Origin of the sequence: Denitratimonas organivorans (genome assembly GCF_037478135.1) — a bacterium.
In the GTDB taxonomy this organism is placed as follows: Bacteria; Pseudomonadota; Gammaproteobacteria; order Xanthomonadales; family Xanthomonadaceae; genus Denitratimonas.
In genome coordinates, this window is sequence record NZ_JBBHDV010000002.1 from 45047 (window position 1) to 70575 (window position 25529).

The 25529-nt window shown below is 64.2% G+C and carries 25 protein-coding genes, 2 tRNA genes and 1 CRISPR repeat array; of the genes, 18 read left to right on the plus strand and 9 right to left on the minus strand.

Translation table 11 applies throughout. The annotated features are described in order from the left end of the window. Positions 1 to 10 precede the first annotated feature (10 nt). Positions 11 to 313, minus strand: coding sequence for a ribosome assembly RNA-binding protein YhbY (gene yhbY, locus WDB66_RS02485; RefSeq protein WP_339396854.1), 303 nt, complete (start codon positions 311 to 313; stop codon positions 11 to 13). 72 nt (positions 314 to 385) lie between these two features. Between yhbY and rlmE the strand changes: the two genes are divergently transcribed. The 13 genes from rlmE to csm6 all read left to right on the plus strand — a co-directional run bounded on the left by rlmE (position 386) and on the right by csm6 (position 13808). Continuing rightward, positions 386 to 1027: a 23S rRNA (uridine(2552)-2'-O)-methyltransferase RlmE gene (gene rlmE / locus WDB66_RS02490; RefSeq protein WP_339396856.1), complete on the plus strand. Its 642-nt coding sequence runs from the start codon at positions 386 to 388 to the stop codon at positions 1025 to 1027. Between the two features lie 3 nt (positions 1028 to 1030). Then, positions 1031 to 2953, plus strand: a complete 1923-nt coding sequence (ftsH, locus tag WDB66_RS02495) for an ATP-dependent zinc metalloprotease FtsH (protein ID WP_339396858.1) — start codon at positions 1031 to 1033, stop codon at positions 2951 to 2953. 87 nt (positions 2954 to 3040) lie between these two features. Beyond that, entirely contained in the window at positions 3041 to 3937 is an 897-nt protein-coding gene (gene folP, locus WDB66_RS02500) for a dihydropteroate synthase (RefSeq protein ID WP_339396860.1), read from the plus strand. 44 nt (positions 3938 to 3981) lie between these two features. Further along, positions 3982 to 4503 carry a CinA family protein gene (locus WDB66_RS02505; RefSeq protein ID WP_339396861.1) on the plus strand — a complete coding sequence of 174 codons (522 nt, stop codon included), beginning with the start codon at positions 3982 to 3984 and terminating at the stop codon, positions 4501 to 4503. A 229-nt stretch (positions 4504 to 4732) separates the two neighbouring features. Further along, positions 4733 to 5386 (plus strand): transcriptional repressor LexA, encoded by a 654-nt coding sequence (gene lexA, locus WDB66_RS02510; RefSeq protein WP_339396863.1) that lies wholly within the window; start codon positions 4733 to 4735, stop codon positions 5384 to 5386. Between the two features lie 201 nt (positions 5387 to 5587). Then, the gene (recA, locus tag WDB66_RS02515; protein WP_339396865.1) at positions 5588 to 6631 is read left to right on the plus strand and encodes a recombinase RecA; all 1044 of its coding nucleotides are present in this window, start codon (positions 5588 to 5590) and stop codon (positions 6629 to 6631) included. Beyond that, positions 6628 to 7281, plus strand: coding sequence for a regulatory protein RecX (locus tag WDB66_RS02520; protein WP_339396867.1), 654 nt, complete (start codon positions 6628 to 6630; stop codon positions 7279 to 7281). Before recA ends, WDB66_RS02520 begins: the two co-directional genes overlap by 4 nt. Positions 7282 to 7658: 377 nt before the next feature. After that, complete coding sequence (gene alaS, locus WDB66_RS02525) at positions 7659 to 10310, plus strand: alanine--tRNA ligase (protein WP_339396869.1); 2652 nt, start codon at positions 7659 to 7661, stop codon at positions 10308 to 10310. A gap of 286 nt (positions 10311 to 10596) precedes the next feature. After that, positions 10597 to 10803 carry a carbon storage regulator CsrA gene (csrA, locus tag WDB66_RS02530; RefSeq protein ID WP_339396871.1) on the plus strand — a complete coding sequence of 69 codons (207 nt, stop codon included), beginning with the start codon at positions 10597 to 10599 and terminating at the stop codon, positions 10801 to 10803. 133 nt (positions 10804 to 10936) lie between these two features. Then, a tRNA-Ser gene (locus WDB66_RS02535) sits at positions 10937 to 11029 on the plus strand. Positions 11030 to 11138: 109 nt separating this feature from the next. Next, positions 11139 to 11215: transfer RNA gene (locus WDB66_RS02540), tRNA-Arg, on the plus strand. A 509-nt stretch (positions 11216 to 11724) separates the two neighbouring features. Then, complete coding sequence (locus tag WDB66_RS02545) at positions 11725 to 12393, plus strand: sialidase family protein (protein WP_339396873.1); 669 nt, start codon at positions 11725 to 11727, stop codon at positions 12391 to 12393. A gap of 194 nt (positions 12394 to 12587) precedes the next feature. Beyond that, positions 12588 to 13808 (plus strand): CRISPR-associated ring nuclease Csm6, encoded by a 1221-nt coding sequence (csm6, locus tag WDB66_RS02550; protein ID WP_339396875.1) that lies wholly within the window; start codon positions 12588 to 12590, stop codon positions 13806 to 13808. 224 nt (positions 13809 to 14032) lie between these two features. Further along, positions 14033 to 14690: direct repeats of the CRISPR family, unit length 36 nt; unit sequence GTTCCGGAACTGCCCAGCAAATAATGGGATTAAGAC. 110 nt (positions 14691 to 14800) lie between these two features. Here csm6 and WDB66_RS02555 read toward each other — a convergent pair. The 3 genes from WDB66_RS02555 to WDB66_RS02565 are packed head-to-tail and all read right to left on the minus strand — an operon-like array spanning position 14801 to position 16341. Next, complete coding sequence (locus WDB66_RS02555) at positions 14801 to 15124, minus strand: CRISPR-associated endonuclease Cas2 (RefSeq protein WP_339396877.1); 324 nt, start codon at positions 15122 to 15124, stop codon at positions 14801 to 14803. Continuing rightward, positions 15121 to 16059: a CRISPR-associated endonuclease Cas1 gene (gene cas1 / locus WDB66_RS02560; protein ID WP_339396879.1), complete on the minus strand. Its 939-nt coding sequence runs from the start codon at positions 16057 to 16059 to the stop codon at positions 15121 to 15123. Before cas1 ends, WDB66_RS02555 begins: the two co-directional genes overlap by 4 nt. Positions 16060 to 16071: 12 nt before the next feature. Then, positions 16072 to 16341 (minus strand): CRISPR-associated endonuclease Cas2, encoded by a 270-nt coding sequence (locus tag WDB66_RS02565; RefSeq protein WP_339396881.1) that lies wholly within the window; start codon positions 16339 to 16341, stop codon positions 16072 to 16074. Positions 16342 to 16485: 144 nt separating this feature from the next. On the opposite strand from WDB66_RS02565, the gene WDB66_RS02570 reads away from it, so the two are divergent. Together WDB66_RS02570 and WDB66_RS02575 are read left to right on the plus strand one after the other, a co-directional pair. After that, complete coding sequence (locus tag WDB66_RS02570) at positions 16486 to 17064, plus strand: DUF4433 domain-containing protein (RefSeq protein ID WP_339396883.1); 579 nt, start codon at positions 16486 to 16488, stop codon at positions 17062 to 17064. Between the two features lie 2 nt (positions 17065 to 17066). After that, complete coding sequence (locus WDB66_RS02575) at positions 17067 to 17756, plus strand: macro domain-containing protein (protein WP_339396885.1); 690 nt, start codon at positions 17067 to 17069, stop codon at positions 17754 to 17756. 260 nt (positions 17757 to 18016) lie between these two features. Here the strand turns inward: WDB66_RS02575 and WDB66_RS02580 are convergent, their stop codons facing one another. From WDB66_RS02580 to WDB66_RS02595, 4 genes are all read right to left on the minus strand, one after another. Beyond that, entirely contained in the window at positions 18017 to 20533 is a 2517-nt protein-coding gene (locus tag WDB66_RS02580) for a diguanylate cyclase (RefSeq protein WP_339396887.1), read from the minus strand. A gap of 23 nt (positions 20534 to 20556) precedes the next feature. After that, positions 20557 to 20775, minus strand: coding sequence for a hypothetical protein (locus tag WDB66_RS02585; RefSeq protein ID WP_339396889.1), 219 nt, complete (start codon positions 20773 to 20775; stop codon positions 20557 to 20559). A 192-nt stretch (positions 20776 to 20967) separates the two neighbouring features. After that, positions 20968 to 21429 (minus strand): barstar family protein, encoded by a 462-nt coding sequence (locus tag WDB66_RS02590; protein ID WP_339396891.1) that lies wholly within the window; start codon positions 21427 to 21429, stop codon positions 20968 to 20970. Next, the gene (locus WDB66_RS02595) at positions 21426 to 21878 is read right to left on the minus strand and encodes a guanyl-specific ribonuclease (protein WP_339396893.1); all 453 of its coding nucleotides are present in this window, start codon (positions 21876 to 21878) and stop codon (positions 21426 to 21428) included. The genes WDB66_RS02590 and WDB66_RS02595 overlap by 4 nt, the downstream gene beginning before the upstream one ends. Before the next feature lie 179 nt (positions 21879 to 22057). On the opposite strand from WDB66_RS02595, the gene WDB66_RS02600 reads away from it, so the two are divergent. The 3 genes from WDB66_RS02600 (at position 22058) to WDB66_RS02610 (ending at position 23951) form a co-directional block, all read left to right on the plus strand. Next, positions 22058 to 22594 (plus strand): YceD family protein, encoded by a 537-nt coding sequence (locus WDB66_RS02600; RefSeq protein ID WP_339397230.1) that lies wholly within the window; start codon positions 22058 to 22060, stop codon positions 22592 to 22594. A 40-nt stretch (positions 22595 to 22634) separates the two neighbouring features. Further along, positions 22635 to 22829: a 50S ribosomal protein L32 gene (gene rpmF / locus WDB66_RS02605; protein WP_339396895.1), complete on the plus strand. Its 195-nt coding sequence runs from the start codon at positions 22635 to 22637 to the stop codon at positions 22827 to 22829. 144 nt (positions 22830 to 22973) lie between these two features. Beyond that, positions 22974 to 23951, plus strand: a complete 978-nt coding sequence (locus WDB66_RS02610) for a beta-ketoacyl-ACP synthase III (RefSeq protein WP_339396897.1) — start codon at positions 22974 to 22976, stop codon at positions 23949 to 23951. Between the two features lie 74 nt (positions 23952 to 24025). Here WDB66_RS02610 and WDB66_RS02615 read toward each other — a convergent pair whose 3' ends face one another. Then, positions 24026 to 25474 (minus strand): GGDEF domain-containing protein, encoded by a 1449-nt coding sequence (locus WDB66_RS02615; protein WP_339396899.1) that lies wholly within the window; start codon positions 25472 to 25474, stop codon positions 24026 to 24028. Between the last annotated feature and the right edge of the window lie 55 nt (positions 25475 to 25529).

Consider the following 25529-nt stretch of genomic DNA (forward strand, 5'->3'; position numbering starts at 1 on the left):
CGCCGCAGCCTCAGCGCGGCAGCGCGATCTGGGAGGCTTCCGGGTTGCGCCGGAACAGGCAGGCGACATTGCCGATGCGCTGCACCAGTTGCGCGCCGCTGCGCTCCACCAGATCGGCCACGGCCGCATCGCGGCTGTCGCGGTCTTCGGCGGCGATGCGCACCTTGACCAGTTCATGGTGCTCCAGCACCAGGTCCAGCTCTGCGAGCAGGGCGTCGGTGATGCCCTTGTTGCCGACCTGGATCAAGGGTTTGAGCGGGTGCGCGAGTCCGCGCAGATAACGTTTCTGGTTGGCGGACAATGCGCTGGACATGAACGGAAAACAGCAGGTCTGGGGGCCGCACAGGGTAACATGCGCGGTTTGAGCCACGGACCGATTTTTCCGATGTCACGCAGCAAGAGCAGCCAGCGCTGGTTGCGCGAGCACTTCTCCGACCGTTTCGTGAAGAAGGCCCAGGCCGAGGGCCTGCGCTCGCGTGCGGCCTACAAGCTGGAGGAGATCCTGGCGCGCGACAAGTTGCTCAAGCCCGGCATGACCGTGGTCGATCTGGGTGCCGCGCCGGGCGGCTGGTCGCAGCTGGTGCGGCGCGAACTGGGCGACAGCGGGCGCGTGGTGGCGCTGGACATCCTGGAGATGCCGCCGCTGGCCGGGGTCGAGTTCATCCACGGCGATTTCCGCGAGGCCGGACCGCTGGCGCAGCTTGAGGCGCTGCTGGACGGGAAGCCGGTCGACCTTGTGCTTTCCGACATGGCGCCCAATATGTCCGGCATGGATGCGGTCGACCAGCCGCGCGCGATGTACCTGGCCGAACTGGCGCGCGATTTCGCGCAGGCGCATCTGCGGCCCGGTGGCAGTTTTCTGATCAAGCTGTTCCAGGGCACGGGTTTTGATGATTACATCCGCGACTTGCGCCGCCTGTACCGACAGGTCAGGGTGCGCAAGCCGGAAGCGTCACGCAGCCGATCTTCCGAGGTCTATGCGCTGGCAACCGACAAACGACAGGCCCCGGATGCGGGCAAGGTATAGAGAATGAACGATCTGGCGAAGAATCTGGTGTTGTGGGTGGTCATCGCCGTGGTGTTGATGGCGGTGTTCCAGAGCTTCACGCCGCGCACCACGACGGCGCAGGGGCTGTCCTATTCCGAGTTCCTCACCCAGGTGCGCGATGCGCGCGTGAGCGAGGTGGTGTTTTCGGAAAACGGCCGCGAGCTCACCGGCACCACCAAGGATGGCGGCAAGTTCAGCGTGTCGTTGCCGCCCAACGATCCCAAGCTGATCGATGACCTGGTGACGCGCAACGTCAAGATCGTGCAGAGCCCGATCTCCACCGGGCCGTCGCTGACCTACATCCTGCTGAACCTGCTGCCGTACATCATCTTCATCGGCATCTTCATCTTCTTCATGCGGCAGTTGCAGTCCGGCGGTGGCGGGCGCGGTGCGATGAGCTTCGGCAAATCGCGCGCCAAGATGCAGAGCGAGGACCAGGTGAAGGTGACCTTCGCCGATGTCGCCGGCTGCGACGAGGCCAAGGAGGAAGTCGGCGAGCTGGTCGAATTCCTGCGCGATCCTTCCAGGTTCCAGAAGCTGGGCGGCAAGATTCCGCGCGGTGTGCTGATGGTCGGCCCGCCGGGCACCGGCAAGACCTTGCTGGCGCGTGCCATCGCGGGCGAGGCCAAGGTGCCGTTCTTCAGCATTTCCGGTTCGGATTTCGTCGAAATGTTCGTCGGCGTCGGCGCCAGCCGCGTGCGCGACATGTTCGAGCAGGCCAAGAAGCACGCGCCGTGCATCATCTTCATCGACGAAATCGACGCCGTCGGCCGGCATCGCGGTGCCGGTCTGGGCGGTGGCCATGACGAGCGCGAGCAGACGCTGAATCAGCTGCTGGTCGAAATGGACGGCTTCGAGGGTGGCGAGGGCGTGATCGTGATCGCCGCGACCAACCGCCCCGACGTGCTCGATCCGGCGCTGCTGCGCCCGGGCCGTTTCGACCGCCAGGTTGTCGTGGGGCTGCCAGACGTCAAGGGCCGCGAACAGATTCTCAAGGTGCATATGCGCAAGGTGCCGCTGCACGACGATGTCGAGCCGATGGTGGTGGCGCGTGGTACGCCGGGCTTTTCCGGTGCCGATCTGGCCAATCTGGTCAACGAGGCGGCGCTGTTCGCCGCGCGCGAGAATGCGCGCGAGGTGCGGATGGAGCACTTCGACAAGGCCCGCGACAAGATCCTGATGGGTGCCGAGCGCCGCTCGATGGCGATGAGCGAGGACGAGAAGAAGCTCACCGCCTACCACGAAGCCGGCCACGCCATCGTCGGCCGCCTAGTGCCCGAGCACGACCCGGTCTACAAGGTCACGATCATTCCGCGCGGCCGTGCGCTGGGCGTGACGATGTATCTGCCCGAAGGCGACAAGTACAGCTACAACAAGGTCGCGATCCAGTCGCAGCTGTGCTCGCTGTACGGCGGGCGCGTGGCCGAGGAACTGATTTTCGGTGCCGACAAGGTTACCACTGGTGCCTCCAACGACATCGAACGTGCGACCAAGATGGCGCGCAACATGGTCACCAAGTGGGGCCTGTCCGATGAAATGGGCCCGATCTCCTATGGCGAGGAAGAAGACGAAGTGTTCCTCGGCCGTTCGGTGACCCAGACCAAGAACGTCTCGGACGAAACCGCGCGCAGGATCGACGAAGTGGTGCGCGGCATCCTCGACCGCGCCTACGCCCGCACCACCGAGATCCTGACCGAGAACCTCGACAAGCTGCACGTGATGGCCAATACGCTGCTGCTGTACGAAACCATCGACGCCAGCCAGATCGACGACATCATGGCCGGGCGCGAGCCCGGGCCACCGGCCGACTGGGCCAAGAGTGGCCGTACGCCGCCGCCGGGTCGCGGTGATTCCGGTCCTGCCGCCGGCGGTGCTCCGCTGGGCGGTCCGGCGCCGCAGGTCTAAGGCGCCGGGAAGGGCGATCCGGGCGGGATCAACGCGGCATAATTGCGCAGCGGGCATGGCCCGCGCCCTCCCGGATTGCGACCACCCATGTTCGATATCACGCCTACCCTGGATTGCGCCGGCCGCCCGCTCAAGCTGGACCGGCCGCGCATCCTGGGCATCGTCAATGTCACCCCTGATTCGTTTTCCGACGGCGGCGCGTACGACAGCACACAGGCCGCGATCGAACACGGGCTGAAACTGGTCGAAGCCGGCGCCGACGCGCTCGACATCGGCGGCGAATCCACCCGCCCCGGTGCCGATGCGGTGCCGCTTGAAACCGAACTGGCGCGTGTGCTGCCGGTGATCGAAGGCCTGGCCCGCGCCACCCAGGTGCCAATCAGCATCGATACCTTCAAGCCAGAGGTGATGCGTGCCGCAGTCGCAGCCGGCGCCGGCCTGATCAACGACATCTGCGCGCTGACGCAGGATGGCGCGCTGGAGGCCGCCGCCGAACTGGGCGTGCCGGTGATCCTGATGCATATGCAGGGCGAGCCGCGGACGATGCAGGATGCGCCGCAGTACGACGATGTGGTCGGGCAGGTGCGGCGTTTCCTCGCGGACCGGCTGTTCGCCTGCGAACTGGCCGGTATCCCGAAATCACGTCTGGTGATCGATCCGGGTTTCGGTTTCGGCAAGAACCTGGACCACAATCTGCACCTGCTGGCACGGCTGGAGGCTTTCGCCGATCTGGGCGTGCCGCTGCTGGCTGGCCTGTCGCGCAAGCGCATGCTCGGCGAGATTACTGGGCGCGAAGTGGGTGAGCGCGCGGCCGCATCGGTCGCGGCCCATCTGATCGCCGCCCAGCGTGGCGCGATGCTGCTGCGCGTGCACGACGTGGCGCCGCTGCGCGATGCGCTGGCACTGTGGCAGGCCCTGCAACCCCATCTTCCGACACCCGCGCGCAACGCCCCGGCGATGCCGCGCTGGCCGGATGAGGAGTGAGCGCACTTCCGTTCGTCACCAGGCCCAACAAGCAGGCTGCAACGATGACCACATCCGAACATTCCGGCTCCGTGCCCAGCGATACCCAGCTGCTGGCCCAGGCAAAAGCCCTCGGCGAAAGGCTTGCCCACCAGCGCCACACCCTGGCCACGGCGGAGAGCTGCACCGGCGGCTGGATCGCCAAGACCATCACCGATGTGGCCGGCTGTTCGGACTGGTTCGAAGCCGGGCTGGTGGCCTATAGCTACGAGGCCAAGCAGGCGCTGCTCGGCGTGCGCGCCGAAACCCTGCTGCGCGAGGGCGCGGTGAGTGAGGAAACCGCGCTGGAAATGGTCAACGGCGCGCTGATCCATTCCGGCGCCACCGTCGCGGTGGCCGTCACCGGCATTGCTGGGCCGGGTGGCGGCACCGCCGACAAGCCGGTCGGCAGTGTCTGGATCGCGTGGAAAAAGCGTGGCGGATATCCGAGCGCGCGCCTGTTCCTGTTCGATGGCGACAGCCGCGATGCAATCCGCCGCCAGACCGTGGCCGCTGCACTGGAAGGGGTCGACGGCCTGCTGGGCTGAGATTGCGGCTGCGCGTCGGCGCGGATTCCAGGACTTGCTTCGGGGTGACAGAAACACTCCCTCTCCCCCGCGAGCGGGGGAGAGGGCTGGGGTGAGGGGGAGCTTTCCGCAATAACTGCAAGCAAAAGCACTCGCCGCTCCGGTGCCCACCTTCTCACCCTGACAACAGCCTCGTGTCGCACCGCGCCGGCACTTGCAAGCCAGCCTGTTAGTAGTAATACTGCTAATCATGGATATCACCGATACCCAGCAGGCCATCCTGGCGATGATCGCCGAGCGCATCGAGGCCGACGGCTTGCCGCCGTCGCAGACCGAAATCGCGCGTGCGTTCGGCTTCAAGGGGGTGCGTGCGGCGCAATACCACCTGGAAGCACTGGAAGCGGCCGGTGCCATTGAGCGTCTTCCCGGGCGCGCGCGCGGCATCCGTATCAAGCAGCATCCGCAGCCGCCGCAGGGTCAGCTGGCGCTGGACGAAACCATTACCGAGGTGCTGCGTCTGCCGGTGCTGGGGCGGGTCGCGGCCGGTGAGCCGATTGGCGCCGATGCCGGCGTCGAACACGAACTCACGCTCGATCCCGCGCTGTTCTCGCCCGTGCCTGACTATCTGCTGCGGGTCGAGGGTGAATCCATGCGCGAGGAAGGCATCCTGGATGGCGATCTGGTCGGCGTGCATCGCAGCACGCTGGCGCGCAACGGCCAGATTGTCGTGGCGCGGCTGGATGAGGAGCTGACGATCAAGGTGTTCGAGCAGACCGCCAGCGGCATCCGGCTGCTGCCGTGCAACGCCGGTTTTGCCCCGATCCAGGTGCCGGCTGACGCCGAATTCGCGCTCGAAGGCCTGTATTGCGGCCTGATCCGGCCCAATCGCAGCGTGCGCCGATGACCGGGTTTCGCAATCTTTCTTCCGGAATTTTCCTAGCCGATGGCCGGGCAAGTACCGATGGCCGGCCTTGTCGCCACTGCGCGAAGCTGGTCCCGGCGCCAATCTCAGCCTGTGAGACAGGCGCCCCCTAAGCTTGCATCCAACATCGCAACACCCCGTTTCCCCGATCAATCCTCCGCTTACCCGACCAAGGACACAGACATGGACGACAACAAGAAGCGCGCTCTTTCCGCCGCCCTTTCCCAGATTGAAAAGCAGTTCGGCAAGGGCGCCGTGATGCGCATGGGCGACAAGGCCGCCGAGGCGGTTGAAGTCATCGGCACCGGCTCGCTGATGCTGGACATCGCGCTGGGCATCGGCGGCTTGCCGAAGGGCCGTGTGGTGGAGGTCTACGGCCCGGAGTCCTCCGGCAAGACCACCCTCGCGCTGCAGGCCATCGCGCAGTGCCAGAAGGCCGGCGGCACCGCCGCCTTTGTTGATGCCGAGCACGCACTGGATCCGAGCTACGCGCAGAAGCTGGGCGTCAATCTGGAAGATCTGCTGATCTCCCAGCCCGACACCGGCGAGCAGGCGCTGGAAATCGCCGACATGCTGGTGCGCTCCAACTCGGTGGACATGGTGGTGATCGACTCGGTCGCCGCGCTCACGCCCAAGGCCGAGATCGAGGGCGACATGGGCGACCAGCTGCCCGGCCTGCAGGCACGCCTGATGAGCCAGGCGCTGCGCAAGCTGACCGGCAACATCAAGCGCTCCAACTGCCTGGTGCTGTTCATCAACCAGTTGCGCCACAAGATCGGCATCATGATGCCGGGCCAGAGCCCGGAAACCACCACCGGCGGCAACGCGTTGAAGTTCTACGCCTCGGTGCGCCTGGATATCCGCCGCATCGGCTCGATCAAGCGCGGCGACGAGATCATCGGCAACCAGACCCGCATCAAAGTGGTCAAGAACAAGATGGCGCCGCCGTTCAAGCAGATCGTCACCGAGATCCTCTACGGCGAGGGCATCAGCCGCGAAGGTGAACTGATCGACATGGGCGTGGACGCCAAGATCGTGGACAAGGCCGGCGCCTGGTACAGCTACGGTGACGAGCGCATCGGTCAGGGCAAGGACAACGCCCGCCAGTACCTGCGCGAGCGTCCGGCGCTGGCGGCCGAACTGGAAAGCCGCCTGCGCGAGAAGTTTGCGCCCGCGATCTTCGCCGGAGAAGAAGGCGAAGACGCCGAGGCGGCCGAAGAGGCATGAGGGGGTTGCGGCGCGGTCGGGGAAGTTTCCCGGCCGCGCGCCAGCGAGACGAGGGCGCGTCCGGTTCCGTTGATCTGGACGCGGCTTCCCGTCTTGCCGATGCCCGGGCCGGGTTCGATGTCGAACCGGATGTGGCAGGGCAGGATGGACAGGAGCAGCCCGGATCACGCGCCGCGCGCGAAACTCCACCGCCACCTGATCCACGCCGCAAGGCATTGGAATTGCTGACCCGGCGCGAACACTCCCGTCAGGAACTGTTGCGCAAGCTGGTACAGCGCGGCATCGACGAAGAATCCGCCGAGACCGCCGTGGACGACATGGCCGAACGCGGTTGGCAGGATGACGAACGTTTCGCCCAATCGCTGGCCCGCAGCCGTGCCAACTCCGGTCAGGGGCCGCTGCGCATCCGTGCCGAACTGCGTATGCACGGCATTGACGATGCGGCCATCGAGGCTGCTCTGGAAGCCTGTGAAACCGACTGGACTCAGCGAGCGGTGGAACTGCTGCGCCGCCGCCATCCGGGGCCGCCGCGCGATCGCAACGACAAGGCCAAGCGTGGCAATTTCCTGCAACGCCGTGGTTTTGATCTGGACGCGATCCACGCCGCGCTGCGTGCGGTAGAAAATGATGTGGATTCCGGGGATATCTGACCGGGCCATCCTTTGGGGAGTGTCCGGTCAAGCCTCACAGCGTCATCTTGGCGAATTCCAACAGCGAAGCTGGTCACACCGGAATCACGCTTTTTCAATAACCAGCCTTTTCAATGACGTGCCGGATACCGGGTGTTCGCCGTAATGACGCCCTGTTCAGATGTTCCCCGGGCGCGTGATGGCGCCTGATCGTGGAGCCGGACCGGCCAAGGCCCACCCGCGCCGCGCCAGGGCTTGCAACAGCGCAGGAGCGCCACAAACTGATACTCTTGCCGGTCCTGGTGCAGCGCCGCATCGGTTGGGCAGGGTCCGTGAAGGAGCCGTCCGGCCGCCTTGCTGCTGCCGCAGCACCGTCCCTTCCGCCCAATCGTCAGTCCATGAAAACCAGCAGCCAGATCCGCAACGACTTCCTCGACTTCTTCCGCCGCAAGGAGCATCGCATCGTGCCGTCCGCGCCGCTGGTGCCGGCCAACGACCCGACCCTGCTGTTCACCAACTCGGGCATGGTGCAATTCAAGAACGCCTTCCTCGGCAGCGAAAAGCCCATCGCGCCGCGCGTGGCCGACGTGCAGCGCTGTCTGCGCGCCGGCGGCAAGCACAACGATCTGGATTCGGTCGGCTACACCGCGCGCCACCACACCTTCTTTGAAATGCTGGGCAACTGGTCGTTCGGCGACTACTTCAAGCGCGATGCGATCGCCTGGTCGTGGGAACTGCTGACGCAGGTCTGGAACATCCCGGCGCAGCGCCTGCTGGTCACCGTCTACCACACCGATGACGAAGCCTACGAACTGTGGCGTGACATGATCGGCGTGCCGGAAGACCGCATCGTGCGTATCGGCGACAACAAGGGCGCGCCGTACGCTTCGGACAACTTCTGGCAGATGGCCGACACCGGCCCCTGCGGCCCCTGCACCGAGATTTTCTACGACCACGGCGAGCACATTGCCGGCGGTCCGCCCGGCTCGCCGGACGAGGATGGCGACCGTTTCATCGAAATCTGGAATCTGGTGTTCATGCAGTTCGACCGCCAGCCCGACGGCAGCCTGGTGCCGCTGCCGGCGCCGTGTGTGGATACCGGCATGGGCCTGGAGCGCCTGGCCGCGATCCTGCAGGGTGTGCATTCCAATTACGAAATCGACCTGTTCCAGGCGCTGATCCGCAAGGCCGCGGAGCTGACCGGCACCGCCGATCTTGGAAACAACTCGCTGCGCGTGATCGCCGACCACATCCGCGCCTGCGCCTTCCTGATCGCCGACCGCGTGCTGCCCTCCAATGAGGGGCGCGGCTACGTGCTGCGCCGGATCATCCGCCGTGCGCTGCGCCACGGCTGGATGCTGGGCACGCGCGAAGCGTTTTTCCACCGCATGGTCGGCACCCTGATCGAACAGATGGGCGATGCCTATCCGGTGCTGATCGAACAGCGCGCCACGATCGAAAACGCGCTCAAGAACGAAGAAGAGCGCTTCGCTGAAACCCTCGAACACGGCATGAAGCTGCTGGATTCGGTGCTGCGCGACGAAGGCTCGCTGGCGGCAAAGCAGCGCCAGGTGCCGGGCAAGACCGCGTTCACGCTGTACGACACCTACGGTTTCCCGGTCGATCTCACCGCCGATGTCGCGCGTGAGCACGGCTGGAGCGTGGATATGGACGGTTTCGAGGCGGAAATGGAACGCCAGCGCGAACAGGCACGCGCCGCCAGCAAGTTTGCCGGCAGCGGCATGTTGCCGGCCGATCTGGTCGCCACCCTCGCGCCGACCCGTTTTGTCGGCTATGAACAGAGCCGGCTGGATGCCAGCAAGGTGCTCGCGATCCTGCGCGAGGGCAGCCCGGTGCAGGCGCTGGCGGCCGGCGAAATCGGCACCGTGATCCTGGACACCACGCCGTTCTACGCCGAATCCGGCGGACAGGTCGGTGATACCGGTGAGCTGACCGCCGGCGATGCCCTGTTCACCGTATCCGATACGCAGAAGCTGTCCGGCAGCTACCACGGCCACGTCGGCACGCTGAAGGCCGGCACGCTGAAGGTTGGCGACAGCGTGAAGGCGAACATCGACGCCCAGCGCCGTCAGGCCATCGTGCTCAACCATTCCGCCACCCACCTGCTGCACGCGGTGCTGCGCGAAGTGCTGGGCACGCACGTCACGCAGAAGGGCTCGCTGGTGGCGCCGGATCGGCTGCGCTTCGACTTCTCCCATTTCCAGGCCATCGACAGCGCCCAGTTGGCGCAGATCGAAGCCATGGTCAACGCCCGCATCCGTGGCAATGCCCAGGCGGAAATCCGCCACATGGCGATGGACGAGGCGCTGGAGTTCGGCGCGATGGCGCTGTTCGGCGAAAAATACGGCGACGAAGTCCGCGTGCTGCGCATGGGCGAATTTTCGACCGAACTGTGCGGTGGCACCCACGTGCAGGCCACCGGCGACATCGGCCTGTTCAAGATCATCTCCGAAGGCGGGGTGGCCGCCGGCATCCGCCGCATCGAGGCGGTGACCGGGCAGGGCGCGCTGGATTACATCGCAGAGGAAGAGCGCCGTCTGGAACAGGTCGCCGACCTGCTCGGCGGCAGCCGTGGCGATGTGGTCGACAAGCTGCGCCAGTTGTTTGAACGCCAGAAGAAGGCGGAAAAGGAACTGGAATCGCTGAAGGCCAAGGCCGCCGCCGGTGCCGCCAGCGACCTGGCCGCGAACGCGCAGGATATCGACGGCATCAAGGTTGTCGCCGCGCGTCTGGACAACCTGGACGCCAAGTCGCTGCGCGACAGCGTCGACCAGCTCAAGCAGAAGCTGCCCGACGCGGTGATCCTGCTGGCATCCGGCGATGGCGCAAAAGCATCGCTGGTGGCCGGCGTGCAGGGCAGGGCGCTGCAGAAGATCAAGGCCGGCGAGATCGTGGCCCATGTCGCCGGCCAGATTGGCGGCAAGGGCGGTGGCCGCCCGGACATGGCCCAGGGCGGCGGTGAAGACGATGCGCGTCTACCGGCCGCGCTGGAACAGGTGGGCAGCTTCGTGCGCGAACGGCTCGGCTGAGCAGGGCCGGCGCGCAGCACCCGGCCGGAAATGGCCGGGCGTTGCGGACAGTCCGGCGCCAGGATGGTGTAACCGTCGTGACTTCAGTGTGTCGGGTCCGTTTCCTCAGGCCGTGCCTTCGACCATCTTGCGGTTTGCAGGCTTTTGCTGCGTTGCGATAGTATCTGGACAGTTTTCACGCACCGTTCAGGTGTGTGCCAAGGATCGGCAGTACCCCGCGCACGCGAGGTACCGCCCGGACAGGGGATCCGCGCGGATGCGGATCGGGCGACAAGGAGAGTGTGAAATGTTGATTCTTACCCGCCGAGTTGGGGAAACCCTGATGATCGGCGAGCAGGTCACGGTGACCGTCCTCGGGGTCAAGGGCAACCAGGTGCGCGTGGGTATCAGCGCGCCCAAGGATGTGTCCGTGCATCGCGAGGAGATCTTCCAGCGCATCCTGCGCGTGGACGCCGAACAGCCGGAATCCGCCGAGGTCAGCAAGGTCGACTGAGGCCTTGCCGGCATATGTGATGGACACGGTTCGGAACAGATCGATGCCGAATGGTCTTTACCAGGCCGCCCGGAACGGTTAAGATTTCCAGTCTGTCGCGCCGCAACCCGATTCGGCGGCGGCAGAAGAAAACGGAGTGATGCCCGAGAGGCTGAAGGGGCTCCCCTGCTAAGGGAGTATAGGGTCAAAAGCTCTATCGAGGGTTCGAATCCCTCTCACTCCGCCAGTCTCCCCCGCAACCTGACCCGCAGCACGCGGCTGGATGCGGAAAACGGGAAAAGTGGAATTCAGGTATTGACGGCAACGCCAGAACCGCACATAATTCCGCTTCTCACGCGCCCGTAGCTCAGCTGGATAGAGCACCAGGCTACGAACTTGGGGGTCGGAGGTTCGAATCCTTCCGGGCGCGCCATTTTATGAAAGACCGGCCTTGGGCCGGTTTTTTTTGTGCGCCCGTCGGATTTCCGGCCCGCCGCAGCGCGGCGGGCGTTCGCCGTTGCGCGAAGCGGTGCTTCGCAAGCCGCAACGGCCCACCCTTCCGGGCGCGCCATATAAAAGCCAAAAGGGCCAACAAGTTAGCGCTTGTTGGCCCTTTTGCTTTTTGGGACTCAGGAGTTCTTTGACGCTTTCTGTGACAGGTTCTGTGGCACTGGCACTTTTTTTCATCTCGCAAAAGTGCCAAAAACGACCACCAAGTTTGTGACACTTTTGGCCACGGATTGGCGAGGCGGTGCCTGGTTCATTTCCACCTGGGCAGTCGAGTCCAGATGAGTCCGTTGCGGCACCCGCAAGCTGCATGGAGACGACCCACGCTGTATGGGTTCGGCTGCGGTCGCTGTCCAGAACACACTGCTTCTTGCGCAAGGCCCGAGCCGCGAAGGATCCTGACCGCCTGTTCCAACCGTCCACAACGAGGCTTCCATGCGCCGAACAGCTGCACTCCTTGCCAGCCTGCCATGGTGCGCCATCGCTTTTGCGCAGCAGGCGGTAGTCTCCGGCCCCGGCAACGACTACCAGGCCAGCGTCGCCGTGCCGTGGCAACAGCCGCAGCAGCGGGTGCTGGTGTTCGAGCGCCTCGATGCTTCGTTCAGCGGCGATCTGTGGTTGACCCGCTCGGACGATGGCGGCGACAGTTGGAGCATACTGGTGTCAGTCGTCGCCACTTCCGGCAACGAGCACCATGCCGCGCTGGTGCAGACGGGCGAGAAAGCCTGGTCCCTGTTCCACCTCAGCAACGCCAGCGGCGGCTACCGCATCCACCGCGCCACGTCTGCCGACGGCGAAACCTTTTCGCCTTCCTCGCCGATCGACCTGGGCTGGGTCAACAGCGGCGAAATCAATCCCTACATGATCCGCCAGCCCGACGACAGCCTGCTGCTGACCTATCATCGGCTGGGCGGTGCGTCTTCCAGCGCCGTGTCCTCAAGCGCATCGATGCGAAGGCCGCTGCTGCTGGCGAGACGCGCTCGAGCTTCATTGCCCACATGGCGGTTGGCTGGGCCGGGAGTTCGCGCTCTGCAGTCAAGGAGCCCCGCGCTAGCGGCTCTTTGTTGTGTCCGTCGCATGATGAACGTTGCTGGCGACCAGTAGTGATTACAGCTCCAGCGAGGGCGGCGATGACAGCCAACTGGATCTTTGTGCTTGGGCCAGGCAACAGTGAGACGAAGGAAAATTGTCGTTCGGCATCCAGCCTGTGGCACAAAGTTCTTGAAGCAAGCTTGCCACCGCCCTGCCGCCCGCCTGAAGCTGCATGATGGTGAATTCGTGCACACCCAGAAACAACAATGAGTCCGGAACAATTCCCTCACCGCGTATTGATTGCCGTCAGCGGCAAGTCCGCGCAGATCCTCACCGAAACCCTGTACGCGTTGATCCATCAGGAGCCGGCCTTCGTGCCCACCGAAGTCCATCTGATCAGCACGGCGGAAGGGGCACGCCATGCCAGCCTCAATCTGCTGGGTGACAACGGCTGGTTTTTGCGCTTATGTCGCGACTACCAGCTTGATCCGGAGATCTTTGATGCCTCGCGTATCCATGTCATCAGCGATTCGGAAGGCCAGGCTCTGACCGATATCCGCAGTCCGGCTGACAACGAGGCTGCCGCAGATTTCATCACCGGCTTCATACGCGAGCGCACGGATCAGCCCGATGCCGCGCTGCATGTCTCGATGGCGGGTGGGCGAAAGACCATGGGTTACTACGCCGGATACGCACTGTCGCTTTACGGCCGCGACCAGGATCGCTTGTCGCATGTGCTGGTATCGGAAGGGTTCGAGAACCATCCCGCGTTTTATTACCCCACGCCCACCCGTGCACGGATCGAAGGCAGGAACGGTTTCGATCTGGACGCCAGCCAGGCGCGGGTGGACCTTGCCAACATCCCGTTCGTGCGCCTGCGCGATGAACTGCCGGAAGCGGTACGTCGCAAGAGCAATCTTCTCGCCGGCCGTCAATCCTTCAGTGCGGCGGTGAACGCCGCAGAAGCGGGCCGCAAGACCCACAGGCTCACACTCGATCTGCAACAACTGGTGTTCCAGCTTGATGACCAGCCGCTGGAAGGCCTGGGTGCCGCGGATTTGTCCCTGCTGTGCTGGATGGCCTGGCGACAACATCAGGGCAAGGACAACCTGCGTCGGGCGGAACTGGAGGAGTCCGGCCGCCAATTGGGCATGGAATATGGCAGGTTCTGTGAGTATCTGCAGAGCCGGGATGAGTCGCTGATGCGCACAGCCCAAAAACAAGGCGCGGCTGTCGAGCGCAAGTTTCCCGAGCTGGCCAAATCGATCAATGCCATGCAGGTGGGTGACTTTTCCGGCAGTGGTGATTTCGAGTACCGCCGCAGCAATCTGGGGAAACGCCTCAAGGCCATTTTCGGAGAGCGTACAGCCAGTCAGTTCATTCCCCAGAACTTTGGGCCATATGGCAAGGCTGAATACGGCTTTGCCAACTTCGAGGATCACTTCACCGTGATCGCGCCGGATCAACTCCAGGCGGATCATGCCTAAGCCTGGCCCTGCTTGTTGGGGCGTGCCACGATGCCGCTGCAAGGCGCTCATCAAGGCCGAAGCCGGGCTTCAGGCAGGGGCTGGCGTCCGAGTGATGGCTGGCGTAGACTGAGGCCGGCTCATGTACAGGGTGGTCAAATTTTAGCCAACGAAGTGGTCAAAAAACGATCATCCGGAAGTGGGTTGCAAGCTGTTGATGTGGAAAGAATGTTTCCGGGCTTGGAGTTCCGGAACTGCCCAGCAAATAATGGGATTAAGACCGTATGCAGGCGACGTGCGGTGGAAGCGGCCACAGTTCCGGAACTGCCCAGCAAATAATGGGATTAAGACCCGTGATGGCGATGATCTTCAACACCGGGATGGGTTCCGGAACTGCCCAGCAAATAATGGGATTAAGACAGGACGATGTAGCCCTCAAGCTGCTGGCCGTTGTTCCGGAACTGCCCAGCAAATAATGGGATTAAGACCTACGGGATCGGGCAGGCTTCCCAGCTCTTCCGCGTTCCGGAACTGCCCAGCAAATAATGGGATTAAGACTTCTTCCTCGAAGGCCCAGAGGACTTCATCAACGTTCCGGAACTGCCCAGCAAATAATGGGATTAAGACGTTGCCCATGCCGCGGGTGTCGATCCACCGAGCGTTCCGGAACTGCCCAGCAAATAATGGGATTAAGACTTCTTTTCGGAGAGGATGATGTACCCCTCCAGTGTTCCGGAACTGCCCAGCAAATAATGGGATTAAGACCGCCCATTCCGGGATTTCTTCCATCGCGGCGGAAGTTCCGGAACTGCCCAGCAAATAATGGGATTAAGACTATTCAGCAGGGATTTCCCGCAGCTTGCTTGCGTTCCGGAACTGCCCAGCAAATAATGGGATTAAGGCACCTCATATTCACCGTCAGGCAGGGTCGCCCCGGAGATCGCGGATCACGTCTCACTGCCAATCGTTTTGACGGTTCAGGCCATATGCGCTGGCACGATTCAGCACAATCTTCAGTGGCCATCCTCGTTATCGCACGCCGACCATGCGCTCATGCTCGGCAATCCGAATTCATGTATGCCGGCGGTTGGTCGTGCCGTGCCGGCCAGGTGGATTGGCTGACTTGGCCGCAGGCGGTAGGCGACCACATCGGAGGCGGAAGGGCCGGCAAGATGACGCAACCGTGCCAGGCGCTGGTTCAACTCCTGCCCGGTGCCGTGGCACAGATAGAGTGATTCCAGCAGCATCGTGCCGTGTTTGCGGATTTCCCGGTATACACGCTGGCCGCGACGTGGCTGGTGGATGTCATAGGCCACCAGATACCAGAACGGGGTCATGCTGCCTGTTCCACGGGTGATTGCGGTGGCAGGCTGTCAAGGTGGCGTGCCAGTACGCCAGCGTGGCGGCGCAGGTGACGGCCCCATTGTTGCTGCATCGGATACCACTGCTGGTAGTAGAGTTCACGCCCGGCCTTGCCCAGCAGGCACTGCCCGCTGGCGTTGGAAAAATGCCGGTTGTCCAGCAGTTTTTCGCGGCACAGGTTCACAACCCACAGCTCGATCCGGGGACGCAGTGGTTCCATCAGGTCGCATGCCAATGAGTGACGGCCATGCGCAAGGCGATGATAGAAACCCAGCCAGGAGTCGAGCCCGAAGACCAGGCATTGTCGGATGGCCTCGTGGTACACCAAGGTGTAGGTGAGTGAGAGCAGGGCATTGACCGGATCCGGCGGTGGCCGGCGACGGCGTTGCTCAAAACCCAGAGATTCGGGCAACAGGCGACGCCAGTGTGCGAACAGGATGCGCTGCGCGCTGCCTTCCAGCCCGCGCAAGCTGTCGGCATCAGGGCTGCGACGCACGCGTTGTAGTAGTTGGCCCAGCATGTCGATATGCAAGCTGTCGGCATCGCGCCGCAGCAGCCGCAGCCCGTTGGCCAGCTTCAGGTGTACCAGGCGGCGGGCGATGGGCAGGGCGTGTTCGGGCTGGGCATTCAATTCGTATTGCACCAGCCGCCGCCTGGCCTGTTGCTGATGCGAGGCGTGGATTGCAAAGCTGCTGTCGCTGTGGCGCGCGTTCAGTGTGATGAAGTCGATGCCGCGGCTTTGGCACTGGCCCAGTACCCGGGTGTGCAGATCCACGCCGTGCATGCACACGACTTTCTGCAGGCGATTGATGGGGATGCTGCGCGTAGGCAGTTCAGGGTGCCGGACGATCAGGCACTGGCCTTCGTAATCCAGGCTGACATTGCGTCGGTCGATCAGGAGGGTGGACATCGTCTGTGCTCCTCAGCCGAAAAGGAAGATGCCGCTTCCGGCAGGTGCGGCCGTCACGCTCAGGCCGTGCCGGGGCCGGGGTGATGCGATGGCGACTAACGCCAGGCCATCGTGGTCCTCGTCAAGATGCGGGAGCAACTCGCGCCAGAGCGCAAGGGCATCGTGCCGACTTTGGTCCAGCACAAAGAAGGGTTTCTGCCAGAGCGGTGTTGCCTGACGCAGCACGGAGCGTATCCGCGTGCGGCGCGATGAATTGGCGATGTCATATCCCACGGCGTACATGAAGCGTCCCCTGCTTTTTGTCCAATTGCAGGGTGCGTCGGATTCGCAAGGCGCTCGCGGTTACAAGCTTGCAACCGACCCCTGACTGGGCTGTCCGCAGACACTGGCGCTCGGCAATTGGCCGGACGGGTGCAGGAGAGTGTGGTGCAGGGATTGGAGCTCTACCGCAAGGCGTATCACATCACGCATGCGCGGAACTTGCGGTCGATCGCAAGCCATGGGCTGCTGTCGCACAGCCGTGTGCGCTCGCACGACATCAATATTGAGGATATCTCCAATCCCGAGGTTCAGGCGCGGCGCGCAGGCATGGCTGATCCTTTCCATGGGCGCTGCGTGCACGATTACGTGCCGTTCTACCTCAATCCGCGGAATCCGATGATGTATTGCAAGCGCTATCACAGCCAGGACTTCGCGCTTCTGGTGCTGGATATCGAGCAGGCCAGTGACCTCGAGCCGCTTTTTACCGATGGCAATGCTGCCAGTGGCGGCACCCTCTTTGGCAAGACCATTGCCACGTCCTATCGTGCTGATGAAGTGCTGCGCGCCGACAGGTGGAACTGGCTGCCTGACGGCAAGCGTCAGCGTTGCGCCGAAGTCCTGCTGCCTGCCACGATCCCGGTCGAGATGATCGAGATGGTGGTCAGCAAGAATCAACACGTGCAGGCGTATGCGGACGAGGTGCTGGGCCTGCCAACCGTGGTCAATCCTGGCCTCTTCTTCTGAGGATGAGCGTGATCAAAATTCTTACTGGAAACATCTTCACCAGTACTTGCCAGACCTTGGTGAATACGGTCAATTGCGTTGGCGTCATGGGCGCTGGGATGGCTCTGGAATGCCGTTTGCGCTGGCCCCGGATGTTCGAGCGTTATGTGCAGTTGTGCGCCGACGGCAGTTTGCAGGTTGGCCGCTTGTGGCTGTACCGCGGGGAAGATCGCTGGGTGCTCAACTTCCCCACGAAGCAGCACTGGCGCCATCCCTCGCGCGCAAGCTACCTGCGCGAGGGGCTGGAGAGGTTTCTGGACACCTATGAGGAAAGGGGCATCGAATCGGTGGCCTTCCCGCTGCTTGGTGCCCAGCACGGTGGGCTGGATCGACAGCATGTACTGGATGTGATGACCAGGCATCTGGAGCAGTGTCGTATCCCGGTGGAAATCCACCACTACGACCCGAAGGCCCCGGACGATCTGTATGGGCGTTTCCGCCAGCGCCTGCTGGAAAGCGACGAGCAGGGCATCAAGGATGCCACTGGGCTGGATTCCCGCCGCATTGGCTTGCTTCGAGCCGCCGTGGCGAGCCCGCATATCCATCAACTCAACCAGTTGGCGGCAACTCCCGGAATCGGCGACAAGACCCTTGAGCGTGCGTTCGTGCTGGCGCGTGCGGATACGATGCCTGTGCAGCAAGGGTTGTGGTGAAGTCCTGATTGCTCAGGGAGGGGCATGTCCGGGCGAAGGGGCGGATAGTGCAACTGTCGATGTGGTTGCAACCGCTGCATGACCAATGTCGATCAGCCGATCATGTTCAATATGTGGAAGTGACGGGCCTGGCTACGGATCGTGTGCTCATGATGTGCCCGGTTCGTTGCCGGTTTCACCTTATCCCGGATGGGGCGGTGAGGGACTGGGCTGATCGGCAAAAGTGACGCTGTGCCAGGGTGCTCGCCGCTGGCCCGCACCTATGCCGTAACCGGCGTGAACGTCTTGTCGCGCCGCAGTTCCACGTCCAGCGCCGGAATCACCAGCGTGGTGAATTCCTTGTAGTGCGCGTTGGGCAGGTCGCTCAGGCGCAGGGTTTCGGCGCGGAAGGTGTCGATTGGCAGTTGCGCGGCTTCGTACAGGATCACTTCGTGGTCGGCCGGGTACCAGCGCAGCAGTTTGGTCACCAGCGCCTGCAGGCCGTCGCGTTCGGCATGCAGCCGGGTGCAGGTCCAGTCGCCGGCCAGCGCCACCTGCCAAAGCAGCACCAGTCCCTGCGGATCCAGGTGGCGGTCGTAATACAGGAAGTGGGTGGCTTCCAGTGATTGCACGCCGCGTTGGCCCGGGTCGATGCCCAGATCGGCGTAGAGGCAGGCTTCGGCCGAGATGCCGGGCTCCATGCGCGCCTTGAGTCCGGCGGCGCGGGTTTTGCGGACCACCCGGTGCGGGACGTCGGCGAAGACACCAGGATGGCCATAGAACACCGCGCAGACGGATTTGCCGGACAGTACTTCGCGCATGATCGCGGTGTCGATGTCGCGGTAGGTTTCGCGCCTGTCCTTGCCAGGTGCGTAATGGGCGCCGAGGTTGATCGCATCCGGGCGCAGATTGCTGATCATCGCCAGCGCGAAAGGATCGGCCAGGCAGAACACCACCTGCGCTATCTGGATCTCCGACAGCGTGCGTTCGCTGACGTGGCGCCCGAACTGGATGCCGCTGCCCACCACCACCAGGCTGCCCACCGAATCGGTTTCGTCCGGCACCAGCTCATGCCAGTTGACCGAGCGGTCACGGCCTTGCTGTTTGGCGCGGTACAGCGCCTGATCGGCCTGATGCAGCAGCTTGGCCAGCGACGAGGTGCTTTCCTCGGCCTGACACAGGCCGGCGCTGACGGTGATGCGGAAGGTCTGGTCGTGCGCGGTGATCGGGGCGATCCGCTCGCGCAAGCGCTGCAGCATGGTTCTGGCTTGCCGGATGTCGCCGTTGAGCAGGATCATGAATTCATCGCCGCCGCGCCGGGCTGCGATGCCGCGGCTTCCGACCGCACTGCTGATCCAGCCGCCCAGGGCCTGCAGAGCGCTGTCGCCGGCGGCATGGCCATGGCTGTCGTTGATCTGTTTGAACAGGTCGATATCCAGCGCCACGGCAGTGAAGGGCGTCGCCTGACGGCGCGATTTCTCGAAAGCCTCGTTGCCCAGTTTGTAAAGGTGCTGCTGGTTGACCAGGCCGGTGAGGCCGTCGTGTTCGGATTCCCAGCGGTAGCGCTGGCGCTCGCGCAGGGTGTGGCGCAGCAGCAGCGACAGCAGGATCGCGGTGATCAGTAGACCTGCAGCGCTGATGCCCAGCAGCAGCTGGCGTCGATGGGCCGCCATCGACGTGGCTTCAGCCAGCGCCTTTTCGGCTTCCAGCAGGGAAATCTGCTGCTCCTTGAGCTGGGTATTGAACTGGATCTGGAAGTAGGCCAGCTGCCGCGCGCGCATCGCGCGTTCGGCTTCCCGATCGAACCGCATCGCCTCGCGCAGATGCTTTGCGCTGGTGGCGAGGTCGCCATGCAGTTCGGCCAGGTCGGCTGACATCAGCTCGACATTGGCCAGGCTGCGGATGAAACGGTTTTCGCGGTAGACGATCGCCAAGCTGGCCAGTATGGCTTCAGCCCGTGGCAGGTCCCTTCGCAATGCGATCAGGCACTGGGCGATGATTTCCCGGGTGTTGTTGGCACCGGCTTCGTAGCCATGGGCAAGATGGCCGGCCAGGGCTTTCTCGCCCCATTCCAGTGCCTGTGCGTACTGCCCTTGCATGGCGAGGGTCTTGGCCAGGCCGAACTGGCCGTTGGCGACGAACAGGCCATCGTCGGCGCGGGTGCAGTAATCGACCTGGCGCTCGCGCCATTGCTTGCCCAGCGTCGGGGCTTCGGTGGTTTCATGCGCGAAGGCCAGGGCCGAGGCGGCACGGCACATCTGGAAGTCGTTATTGCTTTCCTCTGCTGCACGCATCGCGCTGCGCGCCAGTTCGACCGCACGTTCCATATCGTCGACCTGGGTGTGCAGATGGCTGGCCGCGGCCAGCAGCCAGGCGGTGTGGTCCGGTGCCGCAGGCAGGTATTCCAGCGCATCGTTGAGCAACGTGAAGGCGCTGTGCCAGTCCTCGAGATTGGTGGACACGCTGATGGCGGTGACATAGGTGCGCAGGCGGAGCTGTACCGGCAGCTCCAGTTCAAGCAAATCCACCAGACCGCGCAACGCGCCGACCTGGTCACCGGCGATGGCCAGATCGCGCAGGCGTGAATACTGGTCCTCGAGGTGGGCTTCGTCGAGGGAAGTTTCCGCCTGCTCGACGGGCGGCTGCCCGGAGGTGGGGGGCAGCGGCGGATTCAGCCCTTGCTCAGTGTGATGGATGGGCACGCTGCCGGCCAGAAGTGTTGCACACGCCTGGGTGCTGGCTGCAACCGCGGCGGCTGCCAGCAATACCGCGCCCACGGCATGTGGAAGACGTGCCATGCGAAAGCCCGCGCGGGGGACGACTACTCGTCGTAGGCCAGGACGACCTGGTTGGTGGCGAACTGGCCGTCGCTCAACCCGGTCAGGCGCTTGATCGCGTCGTAGTCCTTCTCGCGCAGCGCGCGTGCTTCTTCGTCCGAGAGGCTCGCGTTCTGCATCACGACATCCGGATTGGCCTTGTATTCTTCTGCAAGCGCGGCGTTGCGCCCGAGTTCGCGCATCAGCTCCAACAGTTTCGACATGCTTGAGTCCCCTGATTTGATGGTGGTGGCGTGCGTTCGGAACCCGCTGGCAGGCAGTGCGTCAGCGACGCTCGCGCGCGGATCGTACCGGCGCTCCCCCTAGGCTTGCAGTACGGTGGGGAACGGTAGCATGGAACGCGCGGGAGTTGGCGATGCGCGGCGGGAACTGCGTGGCCTGGAACATCGGTGTGATCATGGCGGATCCTGCGACGGGGCGGGAGCCTTCTGGCAGGGTTCATCGGTTGCGGCGTGGGCAAGCAGGATCCAGAACGGCACATCGGCGCGGGCGTGGCTTCGGCGTGCCTCGTCAAGGATCTCCAGCAGAGTGGTGAAGTCCCGTGGTGCGATTTCGCGCAGGGTGTCGGCGTGCTCCATCAGCAGCATGTAGCCCGGCGCCGGCCGCCAGGAAAGATCGCCCAGGCTGTCGGCCAGCGCGTCCCAGTTGTGGCCGAAATCGTGCGGGAATTCGAGTGCGGTCGCGATGGCGTCCAGCAGCGTGGACTTGCCCCGCACCGGGGCCAGATCCAGCGTGATGATGGCGAAATCCAGTGTGGTGGCGGCTTCGATCATCGCCGTGCGTTCATGTGCCTGGACGTGGCAGGTTCCGGCGCGACGTGCATCGGCCAGCAGGGCGGCAAGTTCGATATCGGTCATGGCTGTTCCTGGCGCTGGAAGGCGCGGAAACTGCGGTAGTGGTCGTCGGTGTAATACCACTCGCGCGGCGGGTCGCCACCGGTGACGATGCGGCGTGCGCCACGGTGGTTCAGGCCCGGTGTTGCGACGGTGTACTCGCGGTAATGGCCACGGGCGCGCTGCGGCAGCAGGCGCTCCCGGTTCTGGAACACGGTGCCGTCCTGGCGATGCGGGAAAGGCCCGCCCCGGTCGATCAGCGCCAGCGTGGCGTGGGCTTCGCGCGGCAGGAAGGCCAATGCTGGATCACTGCGTGGGGCGTGTTGCCGGGCCGCCGGAGTGTTGTCGGGTGCAGGTATCGGGGCCGGATCGTTGCCGCGTTCCAGCAGCTGCAGGGCGATCAGCAGCAACAGGCCGGCGATCAGCCAGATCCAGCGCTGCGGTGTCCCGGTGCGTTTGCGGGGAAGATTCATGCCCGCGATCATAGCGATCCATCGCCAGCCCGGGCGGGTTCAAGACTGTTGCCTGCGTATCTTCGGGCGTGGCAGTGGTCGGCAGGCGCGGGCGATTGCGCCGTAACGGCCGGCTGCTGCTGATCTTCCGACGCAATCCAATTGACGTGCGTATCGGTTCTGGCTATGATTCTGCGCTTATGTCGAAAGACCTGCCCGAAGTGGTTGATGCGTGGCGGATGGTCTCGTCCCGGCGCATCTTCGAAGGCACCCTGCAACTGGCGGAGCTCCCGCGATTGCAGGGCTATCTGGCCGATACGGCCGGCAAGTGCGACTACACGCTGGAGTTCGGAAACGATGCCCTGGGCATCGCCTTTTTGGATATCAACGTCCGCGCGCATCTGCCGCTGATTTGCCAGAGAACGCTGGAACGCTTCGAGTTGCCGGTGGAGCTGTACCAGCGGCTGGGCCTGATCCGCGATGAGCGCGATGAGGCTGGCCTGCCGGAAGGCTACGAGGCGATCCTGTTGCCGGATGACGGCGCGCTGGCACTGGCCGAAGCGATCGAGGATGAACTCATCCTGGCCGTTCCGGTGGTGCCGGTGAGCGATGTTGCGGTAGCGATGCCCGATGGCATGGTGCAGGCAACAGACGCCGGGCAGGCGGCTGGCGACAATGAAACACGGGTCAATCCGTTCTCGGTATTGGCCGGTTTGAAGCAGCGTCCGGAGCAGTGACCGCTCCGCGCGCGTAGATGTTGATCCCGAGGATTCTCCAATGGCTGTCCAGAAAAGTCGCAAAACCCCTTCCCGCCGCGGCATGCGCCGTTCCCACGACGCACTGACGGCCAAGCAGCTCGCCACCGATCCGACCACCGGTGAAACCCATCTGCGCCACCACATCACGCGCGATGGCTACTACCGGGGCCGCAAGGTCATCGACGTCAAGAGCGACGTCGCCGCCGAAGACTGACGCGACAGCGGCCTGAAGGCCGCGCGCGATCAATCCGCCGAACCGCACCCGCGCGGTCCCGGCAGCAAGGCGAATATGACGCGACGTGCCCCGGGGTACGTCGCGTTTTCGTCTTTCGATCACTCATCACACAGGGAGCGGGCGATGGCGCAGGTTTACGCACGCATTGCCGGTACCGGCAGTTATCTGCCGGAAAATATCGTCACCAATGCCGATCTGGAGAAGCGGGTCGATACCAGCGACCAGTGGATCCGCGAGCGTACCGGCATCCGCCAGCGCCACATCGCCCTGCCGGGCCAGACCACCAGTGATCTGGCTTTCGAAGCCGCCACCCGCGCGTTGGAAGCTGCCGGTGTCGAGGCCTCCGAGATCGATCTGCTGATCGTCGGCACCACCACGCCCGATATCATTTTCCCGTCCACCGCCTGCCTGCTGCAGCATCGGCTGGGCGCCAACGGCTGCCCGGCGTTCGACGTCAATGCGGCCTGCTCGGGCTTTGTCTACGCGCTTGGCGTGGCCGACAAGTTCATCCGTTCCGGTGCGGCAAAAACCGCGCTGGTGGTGGGTGCTGAAACCCTGTCGCGGATCATCGACTGGGAAGATCGCGGCACCTGCGTGCTGTTCGGTGACGGTGCCGGCGCGGTGGTGCTGAAGGCCGATGAACAGGCCGGCATCCTGTCCACCCATCTGCATGCCGATGGCGGCTACGAGCATCTGCTGCACAATCCGGTGGGGCCTTCGCGCGGATTCATCGAGGGTGCGCCCAACCATGGCATCAAGGTCCACATGACCGGCAACGAGGTGTTCAAGGTCGCGGTCAAGACCCTGGACGCGGTGGTCGATGAAACCCTGGACGCCAACAATCTGACACGTGCCGATCTGGACTGGCTGATTCCGCATCAGGCCAATCTGCGCATCATCACCGCCACCGCCAAGCGCCTGCAGATGCCGATGGACCGCGTCGTGGTGACCGTCGACCGGCATGGCAACACCTCGGCCGCCTCGGTGCCGCTGGCATTGGATGAAGCGGTGCGCTCGGGCAAGGTGCAGCGCGGTGAGCTGCTGTTGCTGGAAGCCTTCGGTGGCGGCTTCACCTGGGGCTCGGCGCTGATCCGCTACTGAGTCCGGGTTCACGGATGGCGTGGCGGCGGCAACGGCCGCCCGGAGCCGACAAGCAAACCGATACTTTCTTCCCGTCAGCGCTCGCTGATCGCGCGCCGCTGCGCGTTGCCGGAGTTTTCCGCGCTGGCCAAGGCCACGCGGTTGCGGCCTTCATGCTTGGCGGCGTACATCGCGGCATCGGCGCGTGCGATCAGACGCTCGTAATCCGGATCGCCATCGTGGATCGCGACCCCGATGCTGGCGGTGATCGTCAGCGATTCGCCATTGGCCAGGGTCAGCGGTGATGCGGCGATGCGCTCGCGCAGGCTTTCGGCCAGATCCACCGCCTGGCGGTCGCCGATCGAGACGGCAACGATCAGGAATTCTTCGCCGCCCAGGCGGAACAGGTAATCACTGCCGCGGGTGTTCTGGCCCAGCAGCGTGGCCACGTGCTGTAGCGCGCGGTCGCCGGCGTCGTGGCCGTGGCTGTCGTTGATCTGCTTGAAGTGGTCCAGATCCAGCAGCAACAGCGCGAACGGGCGCCGGGTACGGCTCGACAGTTCGATTTCGCGGCGCAGCACCGGCGGCAGGAAACGGCGGTTGAGCAGGTTGGTCAGCGCATCCGAGCCGGCATCCAGTTCGCCCACGCGCTCGAACAGCATGCCCAGCAGGTGACGGATCGAGGCCAGGTCGGTACGGATGTCGCGCAGCACGGCGGCCTGTGCGGCGGCGTCGCCGGGCCCGGCGCTGATCTGGTCCAGGCCATGGTCGACCTGTGCGATCAGCTGCACGATGCGCGCGGTTTCGGTGTTGTCACCGAAGCTCGGCAGGCCCTTGTGCACGAACCACAGGCCGAACTCCGAGGCCGCCAGATGCGGGTTCTCGCCGTTGGTGCCGCCGTGACCGGCGATGGTGTAGAGCAGGGTGTTTTCCCAGTCCAGCAGCAGGGCGCGCTGGCGTTCGCGTTCGGCGCCGACGTTCTGCACCAGCGAGAACAGGCGGAAAGCTGCATCGGTGCGCGAGGTGCGCTCGTTCGCGTCGGCATAGGCCAGTGACATGCTCTCGATCGCGATGTCCATCGAGGTGTTGAGCACGGCGATCGCGTCCATGCGCGTGCGGGCGTCGGCATCGGTTGCAGCGATAGTCTGCGACAGGCGCAGGCGCAGCACGCGGATGCCGCGCGCCACCAGGTCCACCGGCACATTGATCCGTGCGTGCACCCGGCCCACGTGCTGGTTGCTGAGTACCAACTCCTGGATGCTGCCCTCGGTGGCTTCCAGCAGGCTGCGGATCCAGCGTTGCATCGAGGGTTTCAGGCGCTGGCTGACCTGGCTGTGGGTCAGGAAGCGCGCCGCCCGCGCATCGCCCAGCATCACCTCGTAGAACAGATCCGCCAGCGGTGTCAGTGAGGCACTGGCCAGCCCCGCCAGCAGTTCACGTGCCGCCGGACAGCTGGCACGCAGACTGGCGCGCCAGTCGTCCACGAGGATCCGGCTCTCGTCGTCGCCGGGCATGGGGGTGGCGCTGGATGCTTGGGGGGACATGGCTCTGGCAGGTGGGCTGGGCAACCGGATATGTTAATCGATGGCGGTGCCGCGA

Coding starts and splice junctions, on each gene's coding strand:
- WDB66_RS02545 (WP_339396873.1), top strand. CDS start 11,725: ATGCGCCGAACAGCTGCACTCCTTGCCAGCCTGCCATGGTGCGCCATC.
- WDB66_RS02585 (WP_339396889.1), bottom strand. CDS start 20,775: ATGTCGAAACTGTTGGAGCTGATGCGCGAACTCGGGCGCAACGCCGCG.
- WDB66_RS02600 (WP_339397230.1), top strand. CDS start 22,058: ATGTCGAAAGACCTGCCCGAAGTGGTTGATGCGTGGCGGATGGTCTCG.
- WDB66_RS02505 (WP_339396861.1), top strand. CDS start 3,982: ATGACCACATCCGAACATTCCGGCTCCGTGCCCAGCGATACCCAGCTG.
- WDB66_RS02610 (WP_339396897.1), top strand. CDS start 22,974: ATGGCGCAGGTTTACGCACGCATTGCCGGTACCGGCAGTTATCTGCCG.
- alaS (WP_339396869.1), top strand. CDS start 7,659: ATGAAAACCAGCAGCCAGATCCGCAACGACTTCCTCGACTTCTTCCGC.
- folP (WP_339396860.1), top strand. CDS start 3,041: ATGTTCGATATCACGCCTACCCTGGATTGCGCCGGCCGCCCGCTCAAG.
- WDB66_RS02590 (WP_339396891.1), bottom strand. CDS start 21,429: ATGACCGATATCGAACTTGCCGCCCTGCTGGCCGATGCACGTCGCGCC.
- cas1 (WP_339396879.1), bottom strand. CDS start 16,059: ATGTCCACCCTCCTGATCGACCGACGCAATGTCAGCCTGGATTACGAA.
- WDB66_RS02595 (WP_339396893.1), bottom strand. CDS start 21,878: ATGAATCTTCCCCGCAAACGCACCGGGACACCGCAGCGCTGGATCTGG.
- ftsH (WP_339396858.1), top strand. CDS start 1,031: ATGAACGATCTGGCGAAGAATCTGGTGTTGTGGGTGGTCATCGCCGTG.
- yhbY (WP_339396854.1), bottom strand. CDS start 313: ATGTCCAGCGCATTGTCCGCCAACCAGAAACGTTATCTGCGCGGACTC.
- rpmF (WP_339396895.1), top strand. CDS start 22,635: ATGGCTGTCCAGAAAAGTCGCAAAACCCCTTCCCGCCGCGGCATGCGC.
- csrA (WP_339396871.1), top strand. CDS start 10,597: ATGTTGATTCTTACCCGCCGAGTTGGGGAAACCCTGATGATCGGCGAG.
- WDB66_RS02615 (WP_339396899.1), bottom strand. CDS start 25,474: ATGTCCCCCCAAGCATCCAGCGCCACCCCCATGCCCGGCGACGACGAG.
- WDB66_RS02520 (WP_339396867.1), top strand. CDS start 6,628: ATGAGGGGGTTGCGGCGCGGTCGGGGAAGTTTCCCGGCCGCGCGCCAG.
- lexA (WP_339396863.1), top strand. CDS start 4,733: ATGGATATCACCGATACCCAGCAGGCCATCCTGGCGATGATCGCCGAG.
- WDB66_RS02580 (WP_339396887.1), bottom strand. CDS start 20,533: ATGGCACGTCTTCCACATGCCGTGGGCGCGGTATTGCTGGCAGCCGCC.
- WDB66_RS02555 (WP_339396877.1), bottom strand. CDS start 15,124: ATGACCCCGTTCTGGTATCTGGTGGCCTATGACATCCACCAGCCACGT.
- rlmE (WP_339396856.1), top strand. CDS start 386: ATGTCACGCAGCAAGAGCAGCCAGCGCTGGTTGCGCGAGCACTTCTCC.
- WDB66_RS02565 (WP_339396881.1), bottom strand. CDS start 16,341: ATGTACGCCGTGGGATATGACATCGCCAATTCATCGCGCCGCACGCGG.
- recA (WP_339396865.1), top strand. CDS start 5,588: ATGGACGACAACAAGAAGCGCGCTCTTTCCGCCGCCCTTTCCCAGATT.
- WDB66_RS02575 (WP_339396885.1), top strand. CDS start 17,067: ATGAGCGTGATCAAAATTCTTACTGGAAACATCTTCACCAGTACTTGC.
- csm6 (WP_339396875.1), top strand. CDS start 12,588: ATGAGTCCGGAACAATTCCCTCACCGCGTATTGATTGCCGTCAGCGGC.